This window comes from Myxococcus guangdongensis (assembly GCF_024198255.1).
Taxonomy (GTDB): Bacteria; Myxococcota; Myxococcia; order Myxococcales; family Myxococcaceae; genus Myxococcus; species Myxococcus guangdongensis.
The window spans coordinates 201,822-222,156 of sequence record NZ_JAJVKW010000011.1 but is presented as its reverse complement, the minus strand read 5'-3'; the positions used below and the strand labels follow the sequence as shown (position 1 = coordinate 222,156).

The following is a 20,335-nucleotide window of genomic DNA, read 5'->3' as shown; positions in this document are numbered from 1 at the left end:
GCTCGCTCGTGAAGACGACGCCGTGAGCTGTCCGCCAGGAGACGACAGCCCCTCCCACGAGGAGGGCGCGACGCGCTCGAGCACCGCTGTCAGGACGGCGTCCGATTCATCGTCCGCGTCCGGAGTGGAACGCGGGCAGGCGATGAGCGCCTCCTCGCGTGAGACGTGAATCCAGTCAGGTCCGTGGCGGATGTGTCCGTGCGCGGCGGGAGGTGTGCCATGGGGACTGCGCTCAACGGTGTCTCGGGTCGCTTCGCGTCGTGCGCCTCCCTCGGAGACTGAGCACCGCTTCCTCATCCGCCATCGATGCTGGGTGGGACGAAGCGGGACGGTTTCCGGACGGCAGGGCAGGGCGTGAAGCCATTGTCACCGTGCAATCCGACGACGTGACACGGGTGTGCTCGGGCGCGTGAGCCCCGACACCCCGTCGCACGTGGCTCGGCTGGAAATCCTTGCGTCCACTCATGTCTTCTTCCTGGAACCGTCGTTCCCGCGCGCCGCGTCGGCGTGAGGGTGCTTCCTCGTCGTCCTCTGAAACCTTCTCCGCGCACCACCTGCGCGTGCAGTCCTCGCTGTCCCAGGAGGTGGCGCACCTCTTCCGCTCGGAGCTGTCGGACCCCTGCTTCGAGGGGCTCCAGCTCGCGTCGTTCGAGCTGACACCGGACGGTCGCCTCATCCACATCGGCTACACCCTCACGCCCGAATCCGAGTCCAGTCCCCGCGAGGTGCAGGACGCGCTGGCCAGGTCACACGGCTACCTGCGCTCCCTGCTCGCCGAGCACCTGAACCTCAAGCGCATCCCGCGGCTGCGCTTCACGTTCATCGGAGTCACCGAGCCTGGAGGTGCGCGATGAGCCCGCGCGTCCTCCCCTCCGAGCCTGGGAGCATCCCCATCCTCGCGTGGACACGTCGTCTGCCACCGGGCGCGGAGGAGCAGCTGCGCCTCATCGCCTCCCAGCCCTATGTCGTCGAGCACGTGGCCGCCATGCCGGACCTCCACGTCGCGCGGCGCGTCGCGGTGGGCTCCGTGTTCGCCACCGGGCATCACATCGTGCCCGGCGCGCTCGGAGGAGACCTGGGCTGCGGCGTGCGCGCGTACCGCTTCGCGCATCCCGCCGCGTTGCTCGGTCGAGACCTGCTGGAGTCGTTGCTCGCGCGTCTGTCCCGGGTCATCCCGGTGGGAGACGCCACGCACCGGGGCCGGGGACTCGCGCTGCCTGTCGAGCTGGAGTCACCCCCCCTCTCCACCCAACGGCTGTGCCGCGAGTGGGAGCGACTGGCGCCCCGGCACCTGGGCACGCTCGGCGGAGGCAACCACTTCGTCGAACTGGACCGGGACGCGGGCGGAGACCTCTGGCTGCTCCTGCACTCCGGCTCCCGGGGCGTGGGCTCCGCCATCGCCGACCACCACCTCCGCGTCGCCACGGCGCTCGGGGAGGGCACGCTGCCGGGCCTGAGCCTGCACACCCCCGAGGGCGCCGCGTGCCTCGCGGACACGCAGCTGGCCTGCCGCTTCGCCCGGGCCAACCGCGACGCGCTCGCGGCCCGCGCGCTGGAGGTGCTGTCCGACGTGCTCGGCCTCACCCCCGACGCCGACGCGACGGTGGACGTCCACCACAACCACGTGGCCCTGGAGGAGCACTTCGGCCGCACGCTCTGGGTCCACCGCAAGGGCGCGGTGGGCCTGGAGGCCGGACAGCGGGGCCTCATCCCCGGCTCCATGGGCACCGCCTCCTATATGGTGGAGGGGCTGGGCGAGCCTCGCTCGTTCCGCTCCTGCTCCCACGGCGCCGGACGGGTCCTCTCCCGGACGGAGGCACGGGCACGCATCCGGCCCGCCGCCCTGGCGCACGCCCTGCGCCGGGTGGTGCACGACGCCAGCAAGGCGGAGACCCTGGTGGAGGAGGCTCCCGCCGTCTACCGGGACATCGCCGAGGTGCTCGAGGACGAGGCCGACCTCGTCACCCCGGTCCGCCGGCTGACGCCCATCGCCGTCCTCAAGGGCTGAAACACCCTGCATCACCTTGAAACGGGGCCCGGCGGCAGGCCAGCGCCGGGCTCCGCCGATACAGCCAGAGCATTGTATTCACCCCAGGTGGAATTCGGCGCCTGGGGACGGCTCTTTCCGGGGTTGATCCACTTCCGCGCCGAACCTGACGTCAGAGTGGGTTCCCGAGCCCGTCCAGATGCCGTAGAATCGGCCGCCAGAAGTACACGTGCGAACCTGCTGGGGCGTCGTCTAATGGCAGGACATCAGACTTTGACTCTGAGTATCAAGGTTCGAATCCTTGCGCCCCAGTCAATCCGCTCCGGGGGGACGCGGTAGCCAGCGCGTCCGTCCGCGTGCATGAAGGACGGTGGCCCGATGCCGCAGAAGACACTCCTGCTGGTCTCCGTGGGAAGCCAGACTGCTTCCCTGTTGAAAGACCTCCAGGACCCGTTGGCGACCCAGATGGGGACCGCCTCGGTGGTGTCGAAGGTCGTCCTCACCACGCCCGCCTACGCGTTCAACAAGGACCGGTCGCAGTACCACTGCAACGCCATCATGAAGCGGCTCACGCCGATGATGGAGCCGGGGCAGCAGCTGGTGCTGGGGGTGACGGACGTGGACCTCTTCGTGCCGGACTCGCCGTTCGTCTTCGGTGAGGCGGACCGGGAGTCGCGCACGGCGGTGGTGAGCCTGTTCCGGCTGCGGCAGGGCGCGGACGGCGAGCACCTGCGACGGCGCCTCCAGGTGGAGGCCATCCACCAGGCGGGTCACCTGCTCGGGCTGTCCTACTGTGAGGACCCCCGGTGCGTGATGTTCTTCGCGCAGACGCCGCAGGACTGCGACCGCAAGCAGCTGTCGCTCTGCAACCAGTGTCGCAACGAGCTCAACAAGCTCAACCGGTGAGACCGCGGCGCCCTCGCCCGCCTGCCCGTGAATGCCGTCGGATGCGTTGACGTCCGCCCCCGTGCGCCCTGTAGTGCGGGGCTCTGGACCGGGCCGGGCAACGTGGAGCGACGACTTTGATGACGGGCATGCGGGTTTTCGTCGGTGGCGTGTTGGCGGTGGGGCTGTTGGGTGGGTGCGAGGCGCTCGACGACGCGGGTGGCGGCGGCGGCATCGGTGACGTCGACTTCCGCCGGGGCTTCGCCTTCGTGCGGGAGGCCGACCGCAATGTCTACGTGGTGGATGACGCGGGGGACCCCAACAGTCCGCAGCGGCTGACGAGCTCCGGCGGGGCGTACTGGCCCTCCGTGTCGCGGGATGGCCGCGGCGTCGTCTTCGTGGCGCGCGCCGCCAATGGCGCCACCGCCCTGCAGACGGTGCCCACCACGGGCGGCACGGTGGCCACGTTGTTCGCCTCCAATGACCCGGCGTGCGCGCGCGGCTGCTCCAACTTCCGCACGCCCACCTTCAGCCCGGACGGCCGCAGCGTCGTCTTCGTCTTCTCCCCGAGCAACAGCTCCCTCACGTCGCTGGGCCGGGTGAACACCGACGGCAGCGGCTTCCAGGAGCTCACCCCCAACACCACCATCGCCTACGGGGCGCCGTCGTTCGTGCCCAACGGGAGCGCGGTGGTGGCGCCCGCGGGCAGCGGCCTGCAGCAGTTGACCCAGGTGGCGTACGTGCCGCTGACGGCTGGCTCCATCCAGTACACCTCGTCCCTGGGCGACGTGGTCGCGGTGGCCAACCGCGTCGCGGTGTCGCCGGACGGCACGCAGGTGGCGCTGGATGGGCGCGGGGGCTCGGGCAGCGTGCGCACCTACGTGGCCCCGCTGTCGAACGGGCGGCTGGGCGCGCTGCGGCGCGTGACGAGCTACGGCGGCGCGAGCGCGCAGGAGACGTGGCCCATGTGGACGGGCGCCAGCCAGGTGGGCTTCCTCTTCGCTGACTCGGCGGGCAGCGACCCGGGCATCTACCGCGCCACGGTGGCCGCGGCGCCGTCCAACTCCGTCACGCTGGCGGTGCCCAGCGCCGCCGAGCCCTCGTACGGCCCCCTGTAGTCCCACGGCGGGTGGCATCCGCGCCCCCAAAGGCGCGATGCTCGCGAGCACGGAGGCTGAAAATGTCCCTCTTCGACGCCGTGCTCGCCAATGACCGCAAGTCCCTGAGCGCCCAGCTCGCCGCGGGCGCCGACCCCAACCCCTTCGACGACGAGGGGCTCACGCCGCTGATGGTGGCGGCGCGCGAGGGCCACTCCGAGTTGGTGGCGTTGCTGATGGAGGCGGGCGGCGACCCCATCCTCACCAACGCCCTGGGCGAGACGGCCCTGGTGCTGGCCGCCACCTATGGCAACTCGGAGAGCGTCCGCCTGCTGTGGGACTCGGGCTCCCAGGCCGACCAGGACATGGCCCGCGCGCACATGGCCACCGGGCGGATGGGCACCTCCTCCGCGCCCGCTCGACCCGAGGGGTTCGGTCACAAGCTCGCGTCGGCCGGTGCGTACGTGGCCGGCAAGCTGGGCGATGACGGCCCCACCGCGCGGCTGGAGCGGGCGCTGCGTTCGCAAAAGCAACGCAAGCCCTGAGCGCGCGTCGGCACGGCGACAGTCGCGCCGTTCACCACCCGCCACGCGTGCGTGGAAGCGGTCACCGACTCCGCCCGCGGGACATACGGTGGTCTGGAAGTGTGAAGCGAGACCCTATGGAGACCCCTGAACCGAAGCGCGTCCAGGGCGGGACGGTCCACGGACTGTTCCAGCTCGCGCTGAAGGACCGGCTCTCCGCCGCCGGCTGGGAGGCGCTGCGCGAGGCGGGCCTGGACCTGTCCAAACCCCTGCTGCCCACCTATCCGCTGTCCCAGTGGCTGCGCTGGCAGCGCATCGTGCTGGTGGATGTGTGGCCGGACCTCCCCGAGGACGAGGCGTGGCGCCAGCTGGGCCACACCGTGATGCAGGGGATGCTGGGCACGGTGGTGGGGCGGATGCTCGGCGTGGGGGCGCGCGCGCTGGGTCCCCAGTTCATGTTGTTCCAGCTCAACCGCGGGTTTCGCGGCGCGGACAACTACGTGACGTCCCAGGTGAAGGCGAGCGCACCGGGCCGCGTGGAGCTGTGGCTCAGCGACATCAACGGACGGCCTGACTACTACGTGGGCGTGCTGGAGTCGGTGCTCACGCTCTCCGGCGCGCGGATGCCCCGCGTCGCCATCCTCCACCGCGAGGGCCCGTCCTGCACGTACCTCCTGGAGTGGGCGCCCTGAAACGACGAAGGCCCGGGGCTCCTTGAAGGAAGCCTCCGGGCCCTCGCTCGAGGCGATTGCGGCGGGACTACTCCGGCTTGGCGCTCAGCGTGGCGCCGGGCGTGACACCGCCGGCCGGGCCACCGCGCGTCTCCATCGCGTCGGCGACCAGCTCGGTGATGTCCTTGACCTTGATGTTCTCCTCGCGGCCCGTGTCGTTGACCGCGTCGCCGAGCATCGTGGAGCAGAAGGGGCACGCGACGGCGACGATGCCCGTGCCGCCCTTCTCCTTGTAGTCACCCACCTGGCCGGGCTTCTTCCGGTCCGCGGCGTCCGGGAACGGCGTGGTCGGGTCCTCCGCGTGCTTGAGCGTCAGCGCCGCCTCGTTCAACCGGTTGTGGTTGATGCGCGTGCCGATGTGCTCCTCCATCCACATGCGGCCGCCACCGGCGCCGCAGCAGAAGCCCTCGCGCTTGCTGCGCTGCATCTCCACCACTTCGAGGCCGGGGATGGCCTTGAGCACTTCGCGGGGCGCGTCGTACACGCCGTTGTGCCGGCCCAGGTAGCAGGGGTCGTGGTAGGTGAGCTTCGTGTTCATCACCGCGGAGAGCTTGATGCGCTTCTCACGCAAGAGCTCGTTGATGAGCTCCGTGTGATTGATGACGCGGTACTCGCCGCCGAACTCCGGGTACTCGTTCTTGATGGTGTTGAAGCAGTGCGGACACTGGGTGATGACCGCCTTGACGCCCATCGAGTTCCACGACTCGACGTTCGTCTTCGCCATCGTCTGGTACAGGTACTCGTTGCCCATGCGGCGCGCGGAGTCGCCGTTGCACATCTCCTGCTTGGACAGCGTGGCGAAGCTCACGCCCGCCTCCCGCATGATTTTGACCAGCGAGCGGCTGACCTTCTTCTGCTTGTCGTCGTAGCTGCCCGCGCAGCCCACGAAGAACAGGTACTCGTACGGGCCGCCGTCGTCACCCCACGTGGGCAGCGCCAGGTCCTCCGCCCACTCGTCGCGACGGTCCTGGCCCAGGCCCCAGGGGTTGCCCTGGCGCTCGATGCCCTCGAACACGCGCTGGATTTCGGGCGGGAAGTCCGCCTTCACCTGCACCTGGTAGCGGCGCATGTCGATGAGGCGCGGAACGTTCTCGATGAAGACCGGACACGCCTGCTCGCACCAGCCGCAGCTGGTACAGGCCCAGACCGTCTCCGACTTGAGCGCGCTGCCGACGATCTCCGGCAGGGCCTCCTTCATGTGGTTGGGGCCGTAGCCCTCCTCCACCCACTGCTCGTTGTCCCAGAGCCAGTGCTTCAGGTCCTGGTTGACGGCCTTGTGCGTGAGCGGCTTGCCCGTGATGTACGTGGGGCAGTGCGTCTGGCAGCGACCGCACTCGGTGCAGGAGTACAGGTCCAGGCCCTGCTTCCACGTCAGGTCCGTCACCGTCGCCGCGCCGAACTCCTCCTTCTCGAGGTTGGGCGTGGACAGCTTCCCGGTGGAGTGGGTGCGCTGGAAGAAGACGTTGGGCAGGCCGGTGATGATGTGGAAGTGCTTGCCGATGGGCAGGAAGTTCAGGAACGCCAGCACGATGACCAGGTGGATCCAGAACCCCGCCGTGCCCAGCACGTGCGCCGCGGTGGCGCCCAGGGGCATCATCGCCAGGCCCGTCAGGCTGGTGAACGGCTCCCACCACACCAGCGCGGCCGGGGACGCGGGCACCTGCGTGGCACCCACCGCCACCTGCGCCGCGGCGTTCGCGGCCACCATGTGGCTGCCGCCGAACATGAACTCGGACACCATCAGCCCGGAGATGAAGCCCAGGATGAGGTACGCCTCCCACGACTGGGACATGCGGTCCGGCTTCACCTTCCAGCGCGTCCACACGTAGTAGCCGCAGCCCACCAGCGCGAGCGCCGCCACCACGTCCTTCACCAGCAGGTAGACGCGGTAGAGCATCCCCACCCCGGCGTTCTCCAGCCAGAACGGGTGGTTCAAATCCGTGAAGAGCTCCAGCGCGCCCGTGGAGAAGCCCATCGCGAACATCATCAGGGTGCGCACCTGCAGCACCATGAACGCCGCGTAGATGAGCACGTGCATCAACCCGGGCGTGAACTCCTCCGGGTCCACCATGCGCTTCTGCCCGAGCCCGAAGAGCACGAGCCGCTTGATGCGCAGGGGGATGTTGTCGAGCCGCCCCTCCTTCTTCATCGCGAGCAGCACGCCCACGCGACCGGACATGGTCATCACGAAGATGGGGATGGCAATGGCGAGCAAAAGGCCGGTGATGATGGGGCTCATTGGGACTCGGGGGACCTCTCAGGGGATGTTGCGGTAGGCCCGTTGCCGCGATGCGGCAAAACTTGAGTGCCCGTCAACCCTAACAGGGGTGATTCTCGAATCAAGCATCGAGCGGGCAGGGTGTTTGGGACTGAAGCACGGCGCGATGCCCTGGGCGAGCAAGCTGGCTCGCTACACCGATTTACCAACACCCGCACTCAGCGCTCACCGGCTTGAAAACGGCCGAGTGTTGACAGGTGTGTGCTTCCATCCGGCGGGGGTAGGCCCTACCTTGTACGATGGCTCCCTAGACTGTCCGCCACCGGATGTTGCTCCAACTGGCTGTATTTGTTGGGTCCATGGCTGGAGGGCAGGCAGGGGAGCAGCGGAGCGAGGGAGGGCCCGAAACTTTGACGTCCCAAGGGCTTTACAACGCGAAGCGACATGGTCACCATGGCATGTAAATCGGTCAACGAGTTGTGACGGGGTACCGCATGGGGCGGGCCCACGAGGACCGAAAAAGGGGCGTCCGCGGGGAGGCGAGCCGGAAGGCCGTTCACCCTCGTCGAGCGGAGCGCCCGGTGGAGGAGCCGGACATGGTTCACGATGACACCACGTACATGGACGATGAGGGGCTGCCGTATGTGGACCTCGCGGAAGATGGCGAGTGCGAGAGCGTGACGCCCGTGGATGGCTCCGCCGGTGGCCGCAGGTGGGGCTACGCCGAGGAGTCGTGGGGGGGGTGGAACGCGGCGGAGTGACACGCGGCCCCCGCGGCTCGTGGACGCGCGGGGGCATTGCTGAGACGTCGGAAGGCTCGCGCGGTGGCCCCTTCGTGGTGGCTCCCGGGCCGGTGGGATTTCCCGGACAAGACATGAATCGCGACGGTGTGTGTCGTCAGCCGCGTGGGGTGCGGACGGCCCCTCTTGCGTCCGGGGTGTGACTGCCGACATCCTCGACGGTGCTGGCCTCACCCCCGCGAGGCGCCCCCTGTGTGGTCCACGAGACTTCCGGCCTTGGGAGACGCCGTCTCCCTGGGGCAGTTCGCGGCAAAATGGGTCGTGGGCTCGCACGGGAGCGCGGATGAAGCAGACGGCCTTGGCAGTGGAGCGGGACGCGGAGCACGGCCGGGAAGTGCTGCTGCTCGTCACGCTGGAGGCGAACGTCGACACGCCTCGCGCGCCCGTGGCGGTGAACCTGGTGTTGGATCGCAGCGCCTCCATGCGCGGCATCCCCCTGCTCGCGGCGGTGCAGGCGGCCCAGGCGCTGGTGGAGCGCTCCAGTCCCCGTGACTACCTGGGCCTGCTCACCTTCGACGCGGAGCCGGAGCAGGTGCTGCCGGTGCGCGCGATGGACGCGCCCGCCAAGGCGGCGCTGCTCAAGGCGCTCTCCCGGCTGGAGTCCGGCGAGGGCACCGCGCTGCACGAGGCCGTGGAGCGGGGCGCGGACGCCGTGCGCCGCGTGCTCGTCCCCGGCGCGCGTCCGCAAGTGCTGCTGCTCACCGACGGCGAGCCGTCCGTCGGACAGTCGAACCTCTCCGAGTTCAAGACGCTGGGCGCGCGCGTCGTCGAGTCCGGCGTCGCCCTCCACGCGCTGGGCCTGGGGCGCCACTACCTGCCCGACATCCTGGAGGCGCTCACCGGTCCGTCCGGCACGGGCTTCGTGCACGTGGATGACCCGGAGGGGCTGCCCGACGCCGTGGGCTCGCTGTCCGCGGAGCTGTTCGGCGAGGTGGGCTCGGACGCTCGCGTGTACGTGCTCCCCTCCGGCTTCCTGGAGCTGCGCTGCCGGCACCGCTACCCCGCGCGGGTGGAGGGGGACGCGATGAGCGCGTCGCTCGGCTCGGTGTCCCAGTCCTTCCCTCGCCGCGTGCTCTTCGCGGGACGTCCGGTGTCCACCGAGTGGAGCCTGGGCGTGACGACGTCCTTCGTGGAGGGCAGTGACACGCGCCGGGGACCCGTGTTCGTCACGCGCGTGGAGACCGACAGCGACCAGGGCCGCTTCGTGCGCGCGGTGTCCGCGGAGCTGGAGCTGGTCGCCGCCGAGGCCGCCGCCTGGAAGTCGCTGGGACGCAAGCAGCAGTCCGCCGCGGAGCAGGCGCTGGAGTCCGCGGACCTGGCCCTCTACAAGCTCGCGCGACTGGGCGCGCCCGAGGTGCCCCCACAGCGCCACCTGGAGCGGCTGGCGGACCTGCGCCGCATCGTCGAGCGTCGCGCGGCCCAGCCGCAGGCGCTGGTGATGCGCCGCGCGCACTCGGAGGCGTCCCGCATCACCCTGAGCCGCATCGGTCCGGCGCTGCCCCTGCCCGCCCTGGCGCCCTGGAAGTCGGAGGACTGAGGCTCGGCCGCCTGCCCCTCCCGGGTGGGCCACCCTCTTGTTGGCGCCGGTGTGTGTGTCTCGTGACCTCCCCTGGCCACGGCCGGGCGCGGGGAATGTCCGCCTGCCTGGGAGGTTCTGGCACGGACGTGGTCCGCACGCGGATGCTGGCGGGCCCGTCGCGGCTGGGTTAACGGGAGGCGCATGAAGCACTCGGTGTCCAAGAGGTTCGCCCTGGTGGGCGGTATCGGCCTGTGGCTGGCGGCGGCGGTGGCGCATGCGGCGCTGCCTCCCTCCGCGGTGGCCACGGGCGCACCCGACGAGGGCGACCCGCGCATCGAGGCCTCGTTGCTGGTGGACGCCACCCAGGTCAAGCCGGGCGACACCTTCCGCGTGGGCGTGCGCTTCCGTCTGGACCCGGGTTGGCATGTCTACTGGAAGAACCCGGGCGACTCCGGCCTGGAGACGGACATCGCGTGGGACACGCCCGGCTCCACCGTGGGCGCGCTCCAGTGGCCGTTCCCGAGCACCTTCCGCACCCCTGACGGCTTCATCACCACGCATGGCTACGAGGGTGAGGTGCTCCTGTTCGCCCAGGCGCGCGCCTCCGAGCAGGCCACCGGCTCGCTCAACCTGTCGGCCGCGGTGAACGCGCTGGTGTGCGAGGTGCACTGCATCCCCGCGGACCTGATGCTCACGCGCTCCATCCCGGTGGGGCCCGCGACGATGGCGGACGCCGAGGCCGCGCCCACGTTCGACGCGGCGAAGGCGCAGGTCCCCCGTCCGGCGAAGGACACCGGCCACAGCGCGGTGCTCGCGCTGGACGCGAAGGAGCTCACCGCGGGTAAGGAGTTCTCCGGCACCGTCACCCTGACGGGCGGCGGCGCTTCGGTGCCCGCGACGGAGCAGGACTTCTTCGTCCCCGAGCGCAACCCTGGCGTGGACAAGGTCACCCTCACGCAGACGGCCCCGGGCCGCTATGCGCTCAAGGGCAAGGCGGAGCCGGACGTGCCCCAGGCCGAGCCGCGCCTCAAGGGCGTGCTGCGGCTGGGCACGAAGGCCACGGGCTATCAGGCGCTCGAGGTGGACCTGGCCCTGGCGCCCGTCGTGGCGGCGCCGCCGGGCTCCGTGCCGACGACCGTGGTGGCGAAGGCGCCCTCCATCAAGGACTCCATCGCGGCGGTGAAGCCGGTGACGAGCGCCGCGCCGGCCGCGCCCCAGGAGGCCTCCATGGGCCTGGGCATGGCGCTGCTGTTCGCGTTCCTCGGTGGCGCGCTGCTCAACCTGATGCCGTGTGTGTTCCCGGTGCTGGCGCTCAAGGCGTATGGCTTCACGCGCATGGTGCGCCAGGAGCAGGGCCGGGTGGGCGCGCACGCGGCGGCGTACGCGGGTGGCATCGTGGCCAGCATGCTGGCGCTCGCGGGCGCAGTGCTGGCGGTGCGCGCGGGCGGGGCGGGCGTGGGCTGGGGCTTCCAGTTCCAGGAGCCGCTCTTCGTCGCGGCGGTGAGCGCGGTGCTGGTGGCGTTCGCGCTCAACCTCTTCGGTGTCTTCAACGTGGGCCTGGACGGCACGGCGCTCGCTGGCAAGGTGGACCAGAGCCACGGATTGCTTCACAGCGCGGGCGAGGGTGTGCTCGCGGTGGTGCTGGCCACGCCCTGCTCGGCGCCGCTGCTCGGTACGGCGGTGGGCTTCGCGTTCGCGGCGGGGCCGCTGACGGTGCTCGCGGTGTTCACCGCGCTGGGCCTGGGGCTCGCGCTGCCGTTCTGTCTGTTGGTGCTGGTGCCGGGGCTCGTGCAGAAGCTGCCGAAGCCGGGCGCGTGGATGGAGCGCTTCAAGCAGGTGCTGGGCTTCGCGCTCCTGGGCACCACGGTGTGGCTGGTGTGGGTGATGGGCGGGCTTGCCGGCGTGGATGGCATGGCGCGGCTGCTCGCGTTCCTCGTGGCGGTGGGCCTGGGCACGTGGGTGTACGGCCAGTCGCAGCTGCAGGAGGGTGGCAGGCGCTGGGCGTCGTTGGGCATCGCGGCGGTGGTGCTGGTGGGCTCGGGCGTGGCGGCGCTGCGCTTCGACGAGGCCGCGGCTCCGGCGGCGAAGGCGTCCTCCACCGTGGCGATGGCGCAGCCGTGGAGCGATGAGGCCGTGGCCTCCGCGCTGGCGGCGGGGCAGCCGGTGTTCATCGACTTCACCGCGGACTGGTGCCTCACCTGCAAGTTCAACGAGCGCACGGTGCTGTCGCGCGAGGAGGTTCGCGCCGCGTTCACCGAGCACCAGGTGGCCTTCTTCGTGGCGGACTGGACGCGCCGCGACGCGCGCATCACCGCGCGGCTGGCGGACCATGGGCGCGCGGGTGTGCCCATGTATCTGGTGCTGAGCCCGAGCACGCCGGACAAGCCGGAGGTGCTGCCGGAGCTGCTCACGGTGGATTCAGTGGTGGCCTCGGTGAAGCGCGCGTCGGCGTGTGCGCCGCGTCCGGACGGCTCGAAGGTGTTGTGCGCCGCGCAGCTCCCGCGGCCTTGATGCATCCCGCAGTCCTCAGTCCCCAACCCGGAGGAACGCCATGAAGCAGGTCTTCACCGCTCTCGCGCTCGGTTCGTTGTTCGTGGGCATGCCCGCCCTCGCGGATGCCGAGGTCGGCAAGCCCGCCCCCGCCTTCACGCTGAAGGACGAGGCCGGCAAGGAGCACGCGCTGTCGAAGTACAAGGGCAAGGTGGTGGTGCTGGAGTGGACCAACCCCGAGTGCCCCTTCGTGCAGCGCCACTACAAGGCGCACACGATGGCCAACACGCTCAAGGGCTTCGATGCCCAGAAGGTCGTGTGGCTGGCGGTGGACTCCACGGCGCACAACACGCCGGAGAAGTCCGCGACCTGGAAGAAGACGGAGGGCTTCAGCTACCCCGTGCTCCAGGACGCGAGCGGCGCCACGGGCAAGGCGTACGGCGCCAAGACGACGCCGCACATGTACATCATCGACGCCGAGGGCGTGGTCCGCTACGCGGGTGCCATCGACGATGACCCGCGCGGCAAGAACGAGAAGAAGAGCAACCACGTGCAGACCGCCGTGGACGCGGTGCTCAACGGCAAGCCCGTGCCCGCCTCCACCACCACGCCGTACGGCTGCTCGGTGAAGTACAAGAGCTGAGACGCTGGCCACCGTGTGGCACCCTGGGCCCTCTTCCCGTCACGGGAGGAGGGCCTTCGTGTCTACCGGGGCAGAATCCCCTGTCTTCGCCGGGATACTGCTCAGGCTGCTAGCTGCCTATGTCGGTAAATGTGGTTGTTGTTCGACTCTGCTGAGTTGTACCCGTTGTGCACCACCGGGATGACCAGCAACAAGTGAGTATAGTTGCCTGGGTTGTTCATGTTGCGCATATTGCGCAACATGGCCGATTCGGACAACAAGCTCATCCGCGAAGGAGTCCGGGGGCTACGGGCGCGACTTCCACCAGGTTGGCAGGTCGGTGAACTGCCATTTGAACAGGCGCTTCTTTCCGTCGATGCCCTGGCGGAACTCCGGGCACCAGACGGGCGTACGGGAGTGTTGGCGCTGGAAGCCCGTGCCCGGGTCGAACCGAGGGATGTCGCCGCCCTCGTGTCGCGGACCGAGGCCCTGCGCTCAACCCGTACCTTGGTGCTCCTGGCTCCCTATCTGAGCAAACTCACCCAAGAGCGCCTGCGAGAAGCTCAGGTGGGGTACCTGGACCTGACCGGGAACGTGCGGCTTGTCGTCTCCACACCTGGCCTCTACATCGAAGCGGAGGGAGCCAGGGAAGACCCTGAACGTTCGGGACGTCCCGCGCTCTCCATGCGTGGCGCGAAGGCGCGTCGGGTCGCACGCGCGTTGATCGACCGTAAGGTGCCTCCAGGAGTGCGTGAACTCGCCACCCTGACCCACGTCGATGCGGGGTACGTCTCTCGGGTCCTCGCGCTTCTCGACAAGGAAGCGCTCATCACGCGTGTCGGTCATGGACGGATGGAGAGCGTGGATTGGCCTGGGCTGCTCAGGTACTGCGCACAGCAGGCGCCACTGGAGTCCCGTGGCGAAGCGCGGACCTACCTCGAACCAAGAGGGCTCTCCGCGCTGGTCGGTCGGCTCGTGAAGTCGGATGAGCGGTATGCCCTGACGGGAGGACTCGCTTCCGAGGTGTTCGCGCCGACGGCCCCGGTGCGGCTTGCGACGGTGTGGGTCCGGGATGTTATTGAGGCCGCGAAGCGGTTGGGGCTCCGCCCCGCGGAGTCAGGGGCGAACGTGCTGTTCATCGAACCCGATGATGAAGGCGTATTCGAGGGGGCGATTCAGCGCGATGGGGTCTGGTACGTCGCTCCGAGCCAGGCCGCGATGGATTTGTTGACGAGTCCTGGCCGCGGGCCCGCCGAGGGGGAGGAACTGATTCGATGGATGCAGGAGAACGAAGAGAAGTGGCGCAGGTGAACAAGCCCGCTGAGTTGTATGTCCTGGCGCGGCGGGTTCTTCTCGATGCGCTCGAGGCACTGGGGCCTCACCTCGAGGCGGTCGTGCTGGTCGGGGCTCAAGCGGTGTATCTGCGCGTGGGTGAGGCAGACCTCGCCGTGGCTCCCTTCACCACGGATGGTGACTTGGCCATCGACCCGGAGGTCCTCAAGGAGATTCCTCCCTTGGAGGAGGCCTTGACGAAGGCGGGGTTCTTCCCCGAGTCCAAGAGCTCGGTGGGAATCTGGATTGCGACGCAACCCACGAGCGCCGGTGCTGAAACAAAGGTCGCGGTGGACCTGCTCGTTCCCGCATCGGTCAGTCCAGGAAAGGGCCGTTCCGCCAAACTCCCAGGACACGACTCCCGTGCGGCGCGCAGAGTGGAGGGTCTCGACGGGGCATTGGTCGATGCGGATGTCATGCGACTCTCCGCGCTCGATGAGAGGGACTCCCGCTCCTTCGACGTGCGGGTGGCGGGGCCTGCCGCATTGCTCGTCGCCAAGGCTCGCAAGATTCAGGACAGGCAGGGGACTGATCGACTGAGCGACAAGGACGCGCTGGACATCTTCCGGCTTCTGCGGGGCACGGATGTGGATGTGCTCGTGGAGCGATTCAAGAAGCTGCTCGACGACCCAACGTCCTCGGAGACGACGCAACTCGGACTTGTGTTGCTTGAGCAGCAGTTCTTGGCGCCGCGGAGCATCGGGGTCGAGATGACGGTTCGTGCTGTCGGCATCCTCATGGACCCTGATGAAGTCGCCGAGTCATGTCGGGCGCTCGTCAACGAACTGCTCTCGGCCCTTCGCGCGAGCTGATTGGGCGACAAGCCCCGATGGAAGGAGCGCGCCTTCTCCGTCCCGAGGGCGCCTATCCGTCACACGCGTAAAGGTTTCCCTGGAGCGGAGGGGCGCTCGGAGCGAGGTGGCCTTGGCTCCACCCGACCGACGTCACGAGGCAACAGGAGCAGGGAGCACAGCGCTCCCACTCCACACAGTCCCGCGGAGACCCACAGTGCCTCGCGCGTTCCCTGGAGGAACGCGTCCCCTGTCTTGTTCGCGAGCCCACCGAGCAACGGCAACAGCGCCACCGCGAGCAGCCCCGCGATGCGCGCCACCGCGTTGTTCACGCCCGAGGCGATGCCCGCGTGTCGGTCCTCCACCGCGCCGAGCACCACCGCCGTCAGCGGTCCCACGGTGAGGCTCAAGCCCAGGCCCAACACGAGGACCCCTGGCAGCACCGTGTCCACGTAGCCACCGCCACGGTGCAGCCGCGTGAGCAGCGCCATGCCCACGCCCGCGAGCAGCGGCCCCACCGTCATCAACGGTCTCGCGCCGATGCGTCCCGCGAGTCTTCCCACCAGCGGAGACAGGGTGAGCAGCAGCACGGTGATGGGCAGCAGGGATGCGCCCGCGGCGAGCGCCGAGTAGCCGAGTTGTTGCTGCAACGCGAGGATGAGCAGGAAGCTCACGCCGCCCAGCGCGAAGTACACCGCGAGCGTGGTGAGGTTGGCGCCGGAGAACGTCCGCGAGCGGAACAGTCCGAGTGGGAGCATCGGGTGTTTCGCGCGTGCTTCGATGCCAAGGAACGCTCCCAGGAGCGCGAGGCCTCCCACGGCGGCGAGCACGGGCGCGATGGACCAGCCCCGCGAGGGACCTTCGATGAGCGCGTAGATGACGCCGCCCAGACCGAGCGCGGCGGTGACGGAGCCGGCGAGGTCCAGTCTCCGGGTGTCTCGCGTGGGCCGGTCATCCGGCACGTAGCGGAGGGCCGCCCAGACGGCGAGCACGGCGATGGGGATGTTGAGGAAGAACACCCAGCGCCAGGACGCGGCGTCCACCAACCAGCCACCGAGCAGCGGACCCAAGGCCGTGGTGACACCCGAGAGCCCCGCCCACGCGGCCACGGCGCGCTGTCGGTCCGCTTCCGGGAAGGAGGTGCGCAGCAGCGCGAGGCTCGCGGGCACCAGCAGCGCCGCGCCCATGCCTTGCGCCGCCCGGAAGAGGGCGAGCGTCCAGGCGTTGGGTGCGAGTCCACAGAGCACGGACATGAGCGTGAAGGCCACCAGGCCGAGCACGAAGACGCGTCGCTGTCCCCACGCATCGCCGAGCGCGCCGCCGGTGAGCACCAGGGAGCCGAGCGTGAGCAGATACGCATCCACGGCCCATTGGAGGCCAGCGAGCCCCGTGTGGAGCTCGCGCCCGAGCGCGGGCAACGCGACGTTGACCGCCGTGGAGTCGAGGAAGGCCATGCCGCTGCCGAGCACGCTGGCCAGCAGCACTCCGCGCCCACGGGTGCTGGCGTAGGCCACGGACGGGGTGTCGGGAGGCATACGTTTCAGCGTGGGACGTGCGTCGCCGTCGCGCCACGGAGGACTTCGAGGAGCCGTGAGCCTGTCTGCCCGGATGCCCAGCACATGGTGGGGCGAAGGCCCCGTGCACACCCTGTCCGCGGACAACGTGTTTCGAACGGAGACGAACGATGGCGACCGAGTGCAAGCACATCGAGCAGGCGGGCAACCCCGAGCCGCGGACCAACGGCTGCGAGGAGTGCCTGAAGATGAATGCCCAGTGGGTCCACCTCCGTCGCTGCCTGGAGTGTGGGCACGTGGGGTGCTGCGACTCGTCGCCGAACAAGCACGCGACGAAGCACTTCCATCAGACGAAGCACCCGGTGGTGCAGTCGTTCGAGCCGGGTGAGACGTGGGTGTGGTGCTTCGAGGACCGGCTCTTCATGGACGACAGGCCGGAGCAGCAAGAAGGCTCTCGCGTCTAGGCCCTGTCGCGGTCCTCGCGGAATAGGCTGGCGAAGCAGCCCATCAGGAGCATCGCCAGCAGCAGCGCCGCCAGGACTCCCGAGAGGTGGAGCCAGAGGCCCGTGAGGAGTTGATGCGTGGAGGGGCTCATGGCGTCGGCCCGCCGTCGCGGAGTGTCTCCACGGGGAAGCTCAGCTCGATGTCCGCGTCGCTTCCTTCGCCGCCGAGGTCTCCATCGGCGCCGAGGCTGCGCAGCAGCACCTGTCCGTCGCGCACCGTGTACTCGTAGGCGTTTTGCCACGGGTCCATCGGTAGGGCCTGGAGCGCCTGGTGCTCGACGAGCAGCTTGAGCCCTTCGGCCTCCGTGGGGAGACGGCGGTGTTGCTCCTGGTGGATGAGGAGCGCCCCTTGGATGGCGCTCAGGTCGATTGCCGCGCGGTCGCGTCGTGCGGCCTCGGAGCAGACCTCCACGGAGACCAGGAGCATCGCGAACAACACCAGCCCGCCGAGCCCCGCGACCCACAGCAGCGCGAGGCCAGCTTGTCGGAGTGCTCGTGACAACGGGCGACGAGGGACGGATTCGGTCATCGCCGCCCGCGTTTCAAGTCACGTGCCGAGGTGGCGCTCCCCTGGAGCCCGCGGACTCACGCCCCTTGATGTCTGTCATTCCGTCAAGGCCACGGGTCCGCATCGGCCGGAATGACAGCCGTGGCTCCGAGGCGCACAAGACCTCGGAGCCACGCCGTGCTCACGCGGCCACCGGCTCGATGCGGGGCCGCGTGCGCGCAGCGACGGTCTTGCGCCGTCCCTTGCGCAGCACCTCCAGCGAGACCTCGTCATCCGTCGCCAGGGCCATCAGTCGCTGGAGGTCGTCCACGCTGCTCACCGGCCGTCGGTTGATGGCGAGCAGCAGATCCTCCGGCTGGAGCCCCGCGTCATCCGCGGGAGTCCCACCCTGCACCTTGATGACCCGCACGGCCCGGGGCTGGCCGAGGTCTCGCACGTGCTCCGCGCCCAGGTTCACCGCCGCCGCCGCGATGCCCAGGAAGCGCCGCTCCACCTTCCCACGCTGGATGAGCAGACTGGCCACCCACGCGGCCGTGGTGGCGCTCACCGCGAAGCCGATGCCCTGCGCGTAAGGCAGCACCAGCGTGTTGAGTCCCACCACCTCGCCCCGCGTGTTGATGAGCGGCCCGCCGGAGTTGCCCGGATTGATGGCCGCGTCCGTCTGGAGCATGCCCTCCAGGATGACGCCGTCCGGCAGCGTGACGCTCCGGTTCACCGCGCTCACCACGCCGAGCGCCACCGACTGCTCCAACCGGAACGGGTTGCCGATGGCCAGCACCAGCTGGCCCACGCGCACCGTCTCCGGCGCGGCGAGTGGCAGCGTCGGGAAGTCCGTCCCCTCCGCGCGCACCACCGCGAGGTCCGTGGGCGCGTCGCCTCCCACCAGCGAGCCGCGCAGCTCCTCTCCATTCGACAACTGCACCGTCAGCTTGCGTGAGCCGCGCATGACGACGTGGCGGTTGGTGAGGACGTAGCCATCCGGCGTGAGGAAGAGCCCCGTGCCATGGCCTCGCGCGTGCTCCACGCCCACCACCGCGGGCGAGGCGCGCGAGACCAGCGTCTCCAGGTCATCCGAGAACTGTTGCAGGAGTTTCATCGTGCGTGTCCCTTCCTCAGGAGCGCCGGCCCAGCGTCATGGGCACTTCCTTCATCTCTCCGGCGCGGAGCACGCGCGCCTGGATGGAGGTGCCCGACTTCGCGTCGCCCAGGTAGCCGAGCAGGTCCTCCACGCGGTGGAGCGCCTGTCCGTCCAGGCTCACCAGCACGTCGCCAATCAGCAGCCCGGCCTTCTGCGCGGGACCCTCCGGGTCGACGGAGAGGAAGATGAGCCCCGCCTCCGTCCCGGCCGCCGCCCACTGGTGCTGCGGCAGCTTCACGGGATACGCGCCCACGCCCAGGTAACCCCTGCGGATGCCGCCGTCCTCTCGCAGCGACGACGTCACCCGCGTCAGCGTGTCGTGCGGGATGACCACCGCCGCGGTGCGCGAGAAGGCCGCGGAGAGCACGCCGACGAGCTGCCCCGCCGCATCCACCAGCGCGCCACCGGAGAAGCCGGGCGGCAGGTCCGCGTCCGTCTCGAGATAGCGGTCCACGCGACCCCCGGCGTGCGTGCGCCAGCCCTCGCCGTGCGCGCTCACCATGCCGAGCGTGGCCCGCGCCGTGCGCCCAGGTCGCGCGACGGTGACGACGAGGTGCCCCACCTTCACGCCGTCCAGCGGCGCGGGGGGGAGCGGTGTGAGTCCCGTCGCGTCGACCTTCAGCAGCGCGATGTCGGTGCTGCCGTCCCGACCGATGAGCTCGGCGGGGAGGGTGCGCCCGTCGGCCAGGCTGACCTGGAGGTGGCTGTCGTGCTCGGCGACCTGGCTGGTGGTGAGGATGAGCCCGTCGGCGCTCCAGACGATGCCGGTGGCGCTGCGACGACGGCGGGCGTCCACGCGGACGACGCTCGGCGCGGTGCGCTCCACCACGGAGGCGAGGGATTGGGAGAGGGAGGAGAGGTCGGTGGACATGGCGTGTTCCTTTCGAGGCGGAAGGTAAAAGCCTCGAAGGCGCGCCACATCGGCGGACCGGGCAGGACGGTGACCTGCCCATTCGGCCAGGTCCCCCCTCCTTCCGGAGGAGTCCGTCGCCGCTCCTTCACCTCACGGGAAGGGGACCGACACTCTCAGCAGGCCCGAGTTGGTGTCCGCGGATATCGGAGCGGGGACACTGACGCGGATGGGCTCGAACTCGTCGTCGCCGAGGGTGAGCCTGGCGGGCAGGTTCACCACGCCGCTGGTGGGGCTGACGACATGGAACGGGTACAGCACCCCACGAAAGGTGACCGTGCTGTTCTTCACGAAGTTCTTTCCGTAGAGGAAGACGGTGGTGGGGTCGGGCGAGCCCATCCGGACGCTGGCGGGCTCCACGGAGGTCAGCTCGGGCGCGGGGAGGTTGAACCCGAGGCGCGGGGACCTGGCGCCATGCGGGTATTGGGCCGAGGTGGTCAGCGCCTCGAGGTAGAGGTGCTCGCGTTCTTCGAGGAAGGCGGGAGGGATGGTCGCCCGCAGCTCGGTGCTGCTCACCACCTGGGTGGCGAGCGTCCGACGCGTCATCACGATGAGGCTGCCCTCGCTGAAGTTCTCGCCACGCACGCGAACGGTGAGGGCGCCGTTCTCGTGGTTCGTCACCGTGATTTCCTCCAGGGTGACGGGCGGGAGGGTCTCCTCCTGGGGAGCCTCTCCCGCGTCCTGAGGCGAGCTCTGCAGGCCCGTGCCACAGGCACAGAGCAGCCCGAGGAGCGTCGCCATTCGTCCCAGCCGCATCCGTGCTCCC

Annotated in this window: 20 protein-coding genes and 1 tRNA gene; 14 read left to right on the top strand and 7 right to left on the bottom strand. The window is 69.7% G+C overall.

Annotated elements, in window-relative coordinates:
- Positions 1–464: 464 nt before the first annotated feature.
- The 7 genes from LXT21_RS30545 (at position 465) to LXT21_RS30515 (ending at position 5,185) form a co-directional block, all read left to right on the top strand.
- Positions 465–854 carry a ribosome-binding factor A gene (locus tag LXT21_RS30545; protein ID WP_254041729.1) on the top strand — a complete coding sequence of 130 codons (390 nt, stop codon included), beginning with the start codon at positions 465–467 and terminating at the stop codon, positions 852–854.
- The gene (locus tag LXT21_RS30540; protein ID WP_254041728.1) at positions 851–2,008 is read left to right on the top strand and encodes an RtcB family protein; all 1,158 of its coding nucleotides are present in this window, start codon (positions 851–853) and stop codon (positions 2,006–2,008) included. The genes LXT21_RS30545 and LXT21_RS30540 overlap by 4 nt, the downstream gene beginning before the upstream one ends.
- A gap of 220 nt (positions 2,009–2,228) precedes the next feature.
- Positions 2,229–2,299, top strand: a tRNA-Gln gene (locus tag LXT21_RS30535).
- A 66-nt stretch (positions 2,300–2,365) separates the two neighbouring features.
- Positions 2,366–2,893, top strand: coding sequence for a non-proteolytic archaemetzincin-like protein (locus tag LXT21_RS30530; RefSeq protein WP_254041727.1), 528 nt, complete (start codon positions 2,366–2,368; stop codon positions 2,891–2,893).
- 119 nt (positions 2,894–3,012) lie between these two features.
- Positions 3,013–3,990 (top strand): TolB family protein, encoded by a 978-nt coding sequence (locus LXT21_RS30525; RefSeq protein ID WP_254041726.1) that lies wholly within the window; start codon positions 3,013–3,015, stop codon positions 3,988–3,990.
- A 62-nt stretch (positions 3,991–4,052) separates the two neighbouring features.
- Positions 4,053–4,514, top strand: coding sequence for an ankyrin repeat domain-containing protein (locus LXT21_RS30520; RefSeq protein WP_254041725.1), 462 nt, complete (start codon positions 4,053–4,055; stop codon positions 4,512–4,514).
- Between the two features lie 116 nt (positions 4,515–4,630).
- Complete coding sequence (locus LXT21_RS30515; protein WP_254041724.1) at positions 4,631–5,185, top strand: DUF2378 family protein; 555 nt, start codon at positions 4,631–4,633, stop codon at positions 5,183–5,185.
- A gap of 67 nt (positions 5,186–5,252) precedes the next feature.
- Here LXT21_RS30515 and LXT21_RS30510 read toward each other — a convergent pair whose 3' ends face one another.
- Entirely contained in the window at positions 5,253–7,463 is a 2,211-nt protein-coding gene (locus LXT21_RS30510) for a (Fe-S)-binding protein (protein ID WP_254041723.1), read from the bottom strand.
- A gap of 575 nt (positions 7,464–8,038) precedes the next feature.
- Here LXT21_RS30510 and LXT21_RS30505 point away from each other — a divergent pair.
- From LXT21_RS30505 to LXT21_RS30480, 6 genes are all read left to right on the top strand, one after another.
- Positions 8,039–8,203, top strand: a complete 165-nt coding sequence (locus LXT21_RS30505; RefSeq protein WP_170300443.1) for a hypothetical protein — start codon at positions 8,039–8,041, stop codon at positions 8,201–8,203.
- A 322-nt stretch (positions 8,204–8,525) separates the two neighbouring features.
- Positions 8,526–9,779: a vWA domain-containing protein gene (locus LXT21_RS30500; protein ID WP_254041722.1), complete on the top strand. Its 1,254-nt coding sequence runs from the start codon at positions 8,526–8,528 to the stop codon at positions 9,777–9,779.
- Between the two features lie 183 nt (positions 9,780–9,962).
- Positions 9,963–12,272, top strand: coding sequence for a protein-disulfide reductase DsbD family protein (locus LXT21_RS30495; protein WP_254041721.1), 2,310 nt, complete (start codon positions 9,963–9,965; stop codon positions 12,270–12,272).
- 40 nt (positions 12,273–12,312) lie between these two features.
- Positions 12,313–12,894, top strand: a complete 582-nt coding sequence (locus LXT21_RS30490; protein ID WP_254041720.1) for a thioredoxin family protein — start codon at positions 12,313–12,315, stop codon at positions 12,892–12,894.
- 219 nt (positions 12,895–13,113) lie between these two features.
- Positions 13,114–14,184: a hypothetical protein gene (locus LXT21_RS30485; RefSeq protein WP_254041719.1), complete on the top strand. Its 1,071-nt coding sequence runs from the start codon at positions 13,114–13,116 to the stop codon at positions 14,182–14,184.
- Positions 14,172–15,017 (top strand): GSU2403 family nucleotidyltransferase fold protein, encoded by an 846-nt coding sequence (locus LXT21_RS30480; protein WP_254041718.1) that lies wholly within the window; start codon positions 14,172–14,174, stop codon positions 15,015–15,017. The genes LXT21_RS30485 and LXT21_RS30480 overlap by 13 nt, the downstream gene beginning before the upstream one ends.
- Positions 15,018–15,076: 59 nt before the next feature.
- On the opposite strand, the gene LXT21_RS30475 is transcribed toward LXT21_RS30480, so the two are convergent.
- The gene (locus tag LXT21_RS30475; protein ID WP_254041717.1) at positions 15,077–16,531 is read right to left on the bottom strand and encodes an MFS transporter; all 1,455 of its coding nucleotides are present in this window, start codon (positions 16,529–16,531) and stop codon (positions 15,077–15,079) included.
- Positions 16,532–16,680: 149 nt separating this feature from the next.
- Between LXT21_RS30475 and LXT21_RS30470 the strand changes: the two genes are divergently transcribed.
- Positions 16,681–16,974, top strand: a complete 294-nt coding sequence (locus tag LXT21_RS30470) for a UBP-type zinc finger domain-containing protein (protein WP_254041716.1) — start codon at positions 16,681–16,683, stop codon at positions 16,972–16,974.
- Here LXT21_RS30470 and LXT21_RS44960 read toward each other — a convergent pair.
- The 5 genes from LXT21_RS44960 to LXT21_RS30450 form a co-directional block, all read right to left on the bottom strand.
- A complete protein-coding gene (locus LXT21_RS44960) occupies positions 16,971–17,105 on the bottom strand; it encodes a hypothetical protein (protein WP_256572120.1) in 135 nt (44 codons plus the stop codon). The two genes, LXT21_RS30470 and LXT21_RS44960, sit on opposite strands and share 4 nt — an antisense overlap.
- Positions 17,102–17,542 (bottom strand): type II secretion system protein GspG, encoded by a 441-nt coding sequence (locus tag LXT21_RS30465; RefSeq protein WP_254041715.1) that lies wholly within the window; start codon positions 17,540–17,542, stop codon positions 17,102–17,104. Before LXT21_RS30465 ends, LXT21_RS44960 begins: the two co-directional genes overlap by 4 nt.
- Positions 17,543–17,702: 160 nt before the next feature.
- A complete protein-coding gene (locus tag LXT21_RS30460) occupies positions 17,703–18,617 on the bottom strand; it encodes a S1C family serine protease (RefSeq protein ID WP_254041714.1) in 915 nt (304 codons plus the stop codon).
- 16 nt (positions 18,618–18,633) lie between these two features.
- Positions 18,634–19,530 carry a S1C family serine protease gene (locus tag LXT21_RS30455; protein ID WP_254041713.1) on the bottom strand — a complete coding sequence of 299 codons (897 nt, stop codon included), beginning with the start codon at positions 19,528–19,530 and terminating at the stop codon, positions 18,634–18,636.
- Between the two features lie 132 nt (positions 19,531–19,662).
- On the bottom strand, positions 19,663–20,310 hold the full coding sequence (locus LXT21_RS30450) for a hypothetical protein (protein WP_254041712.1): 648 nt from the start codon (positions 20,308–20,310) through the stop codon (positions 19,663–19,665).
- Positions 20,311–20,335 lie beyond the last annotated feature (25 nt).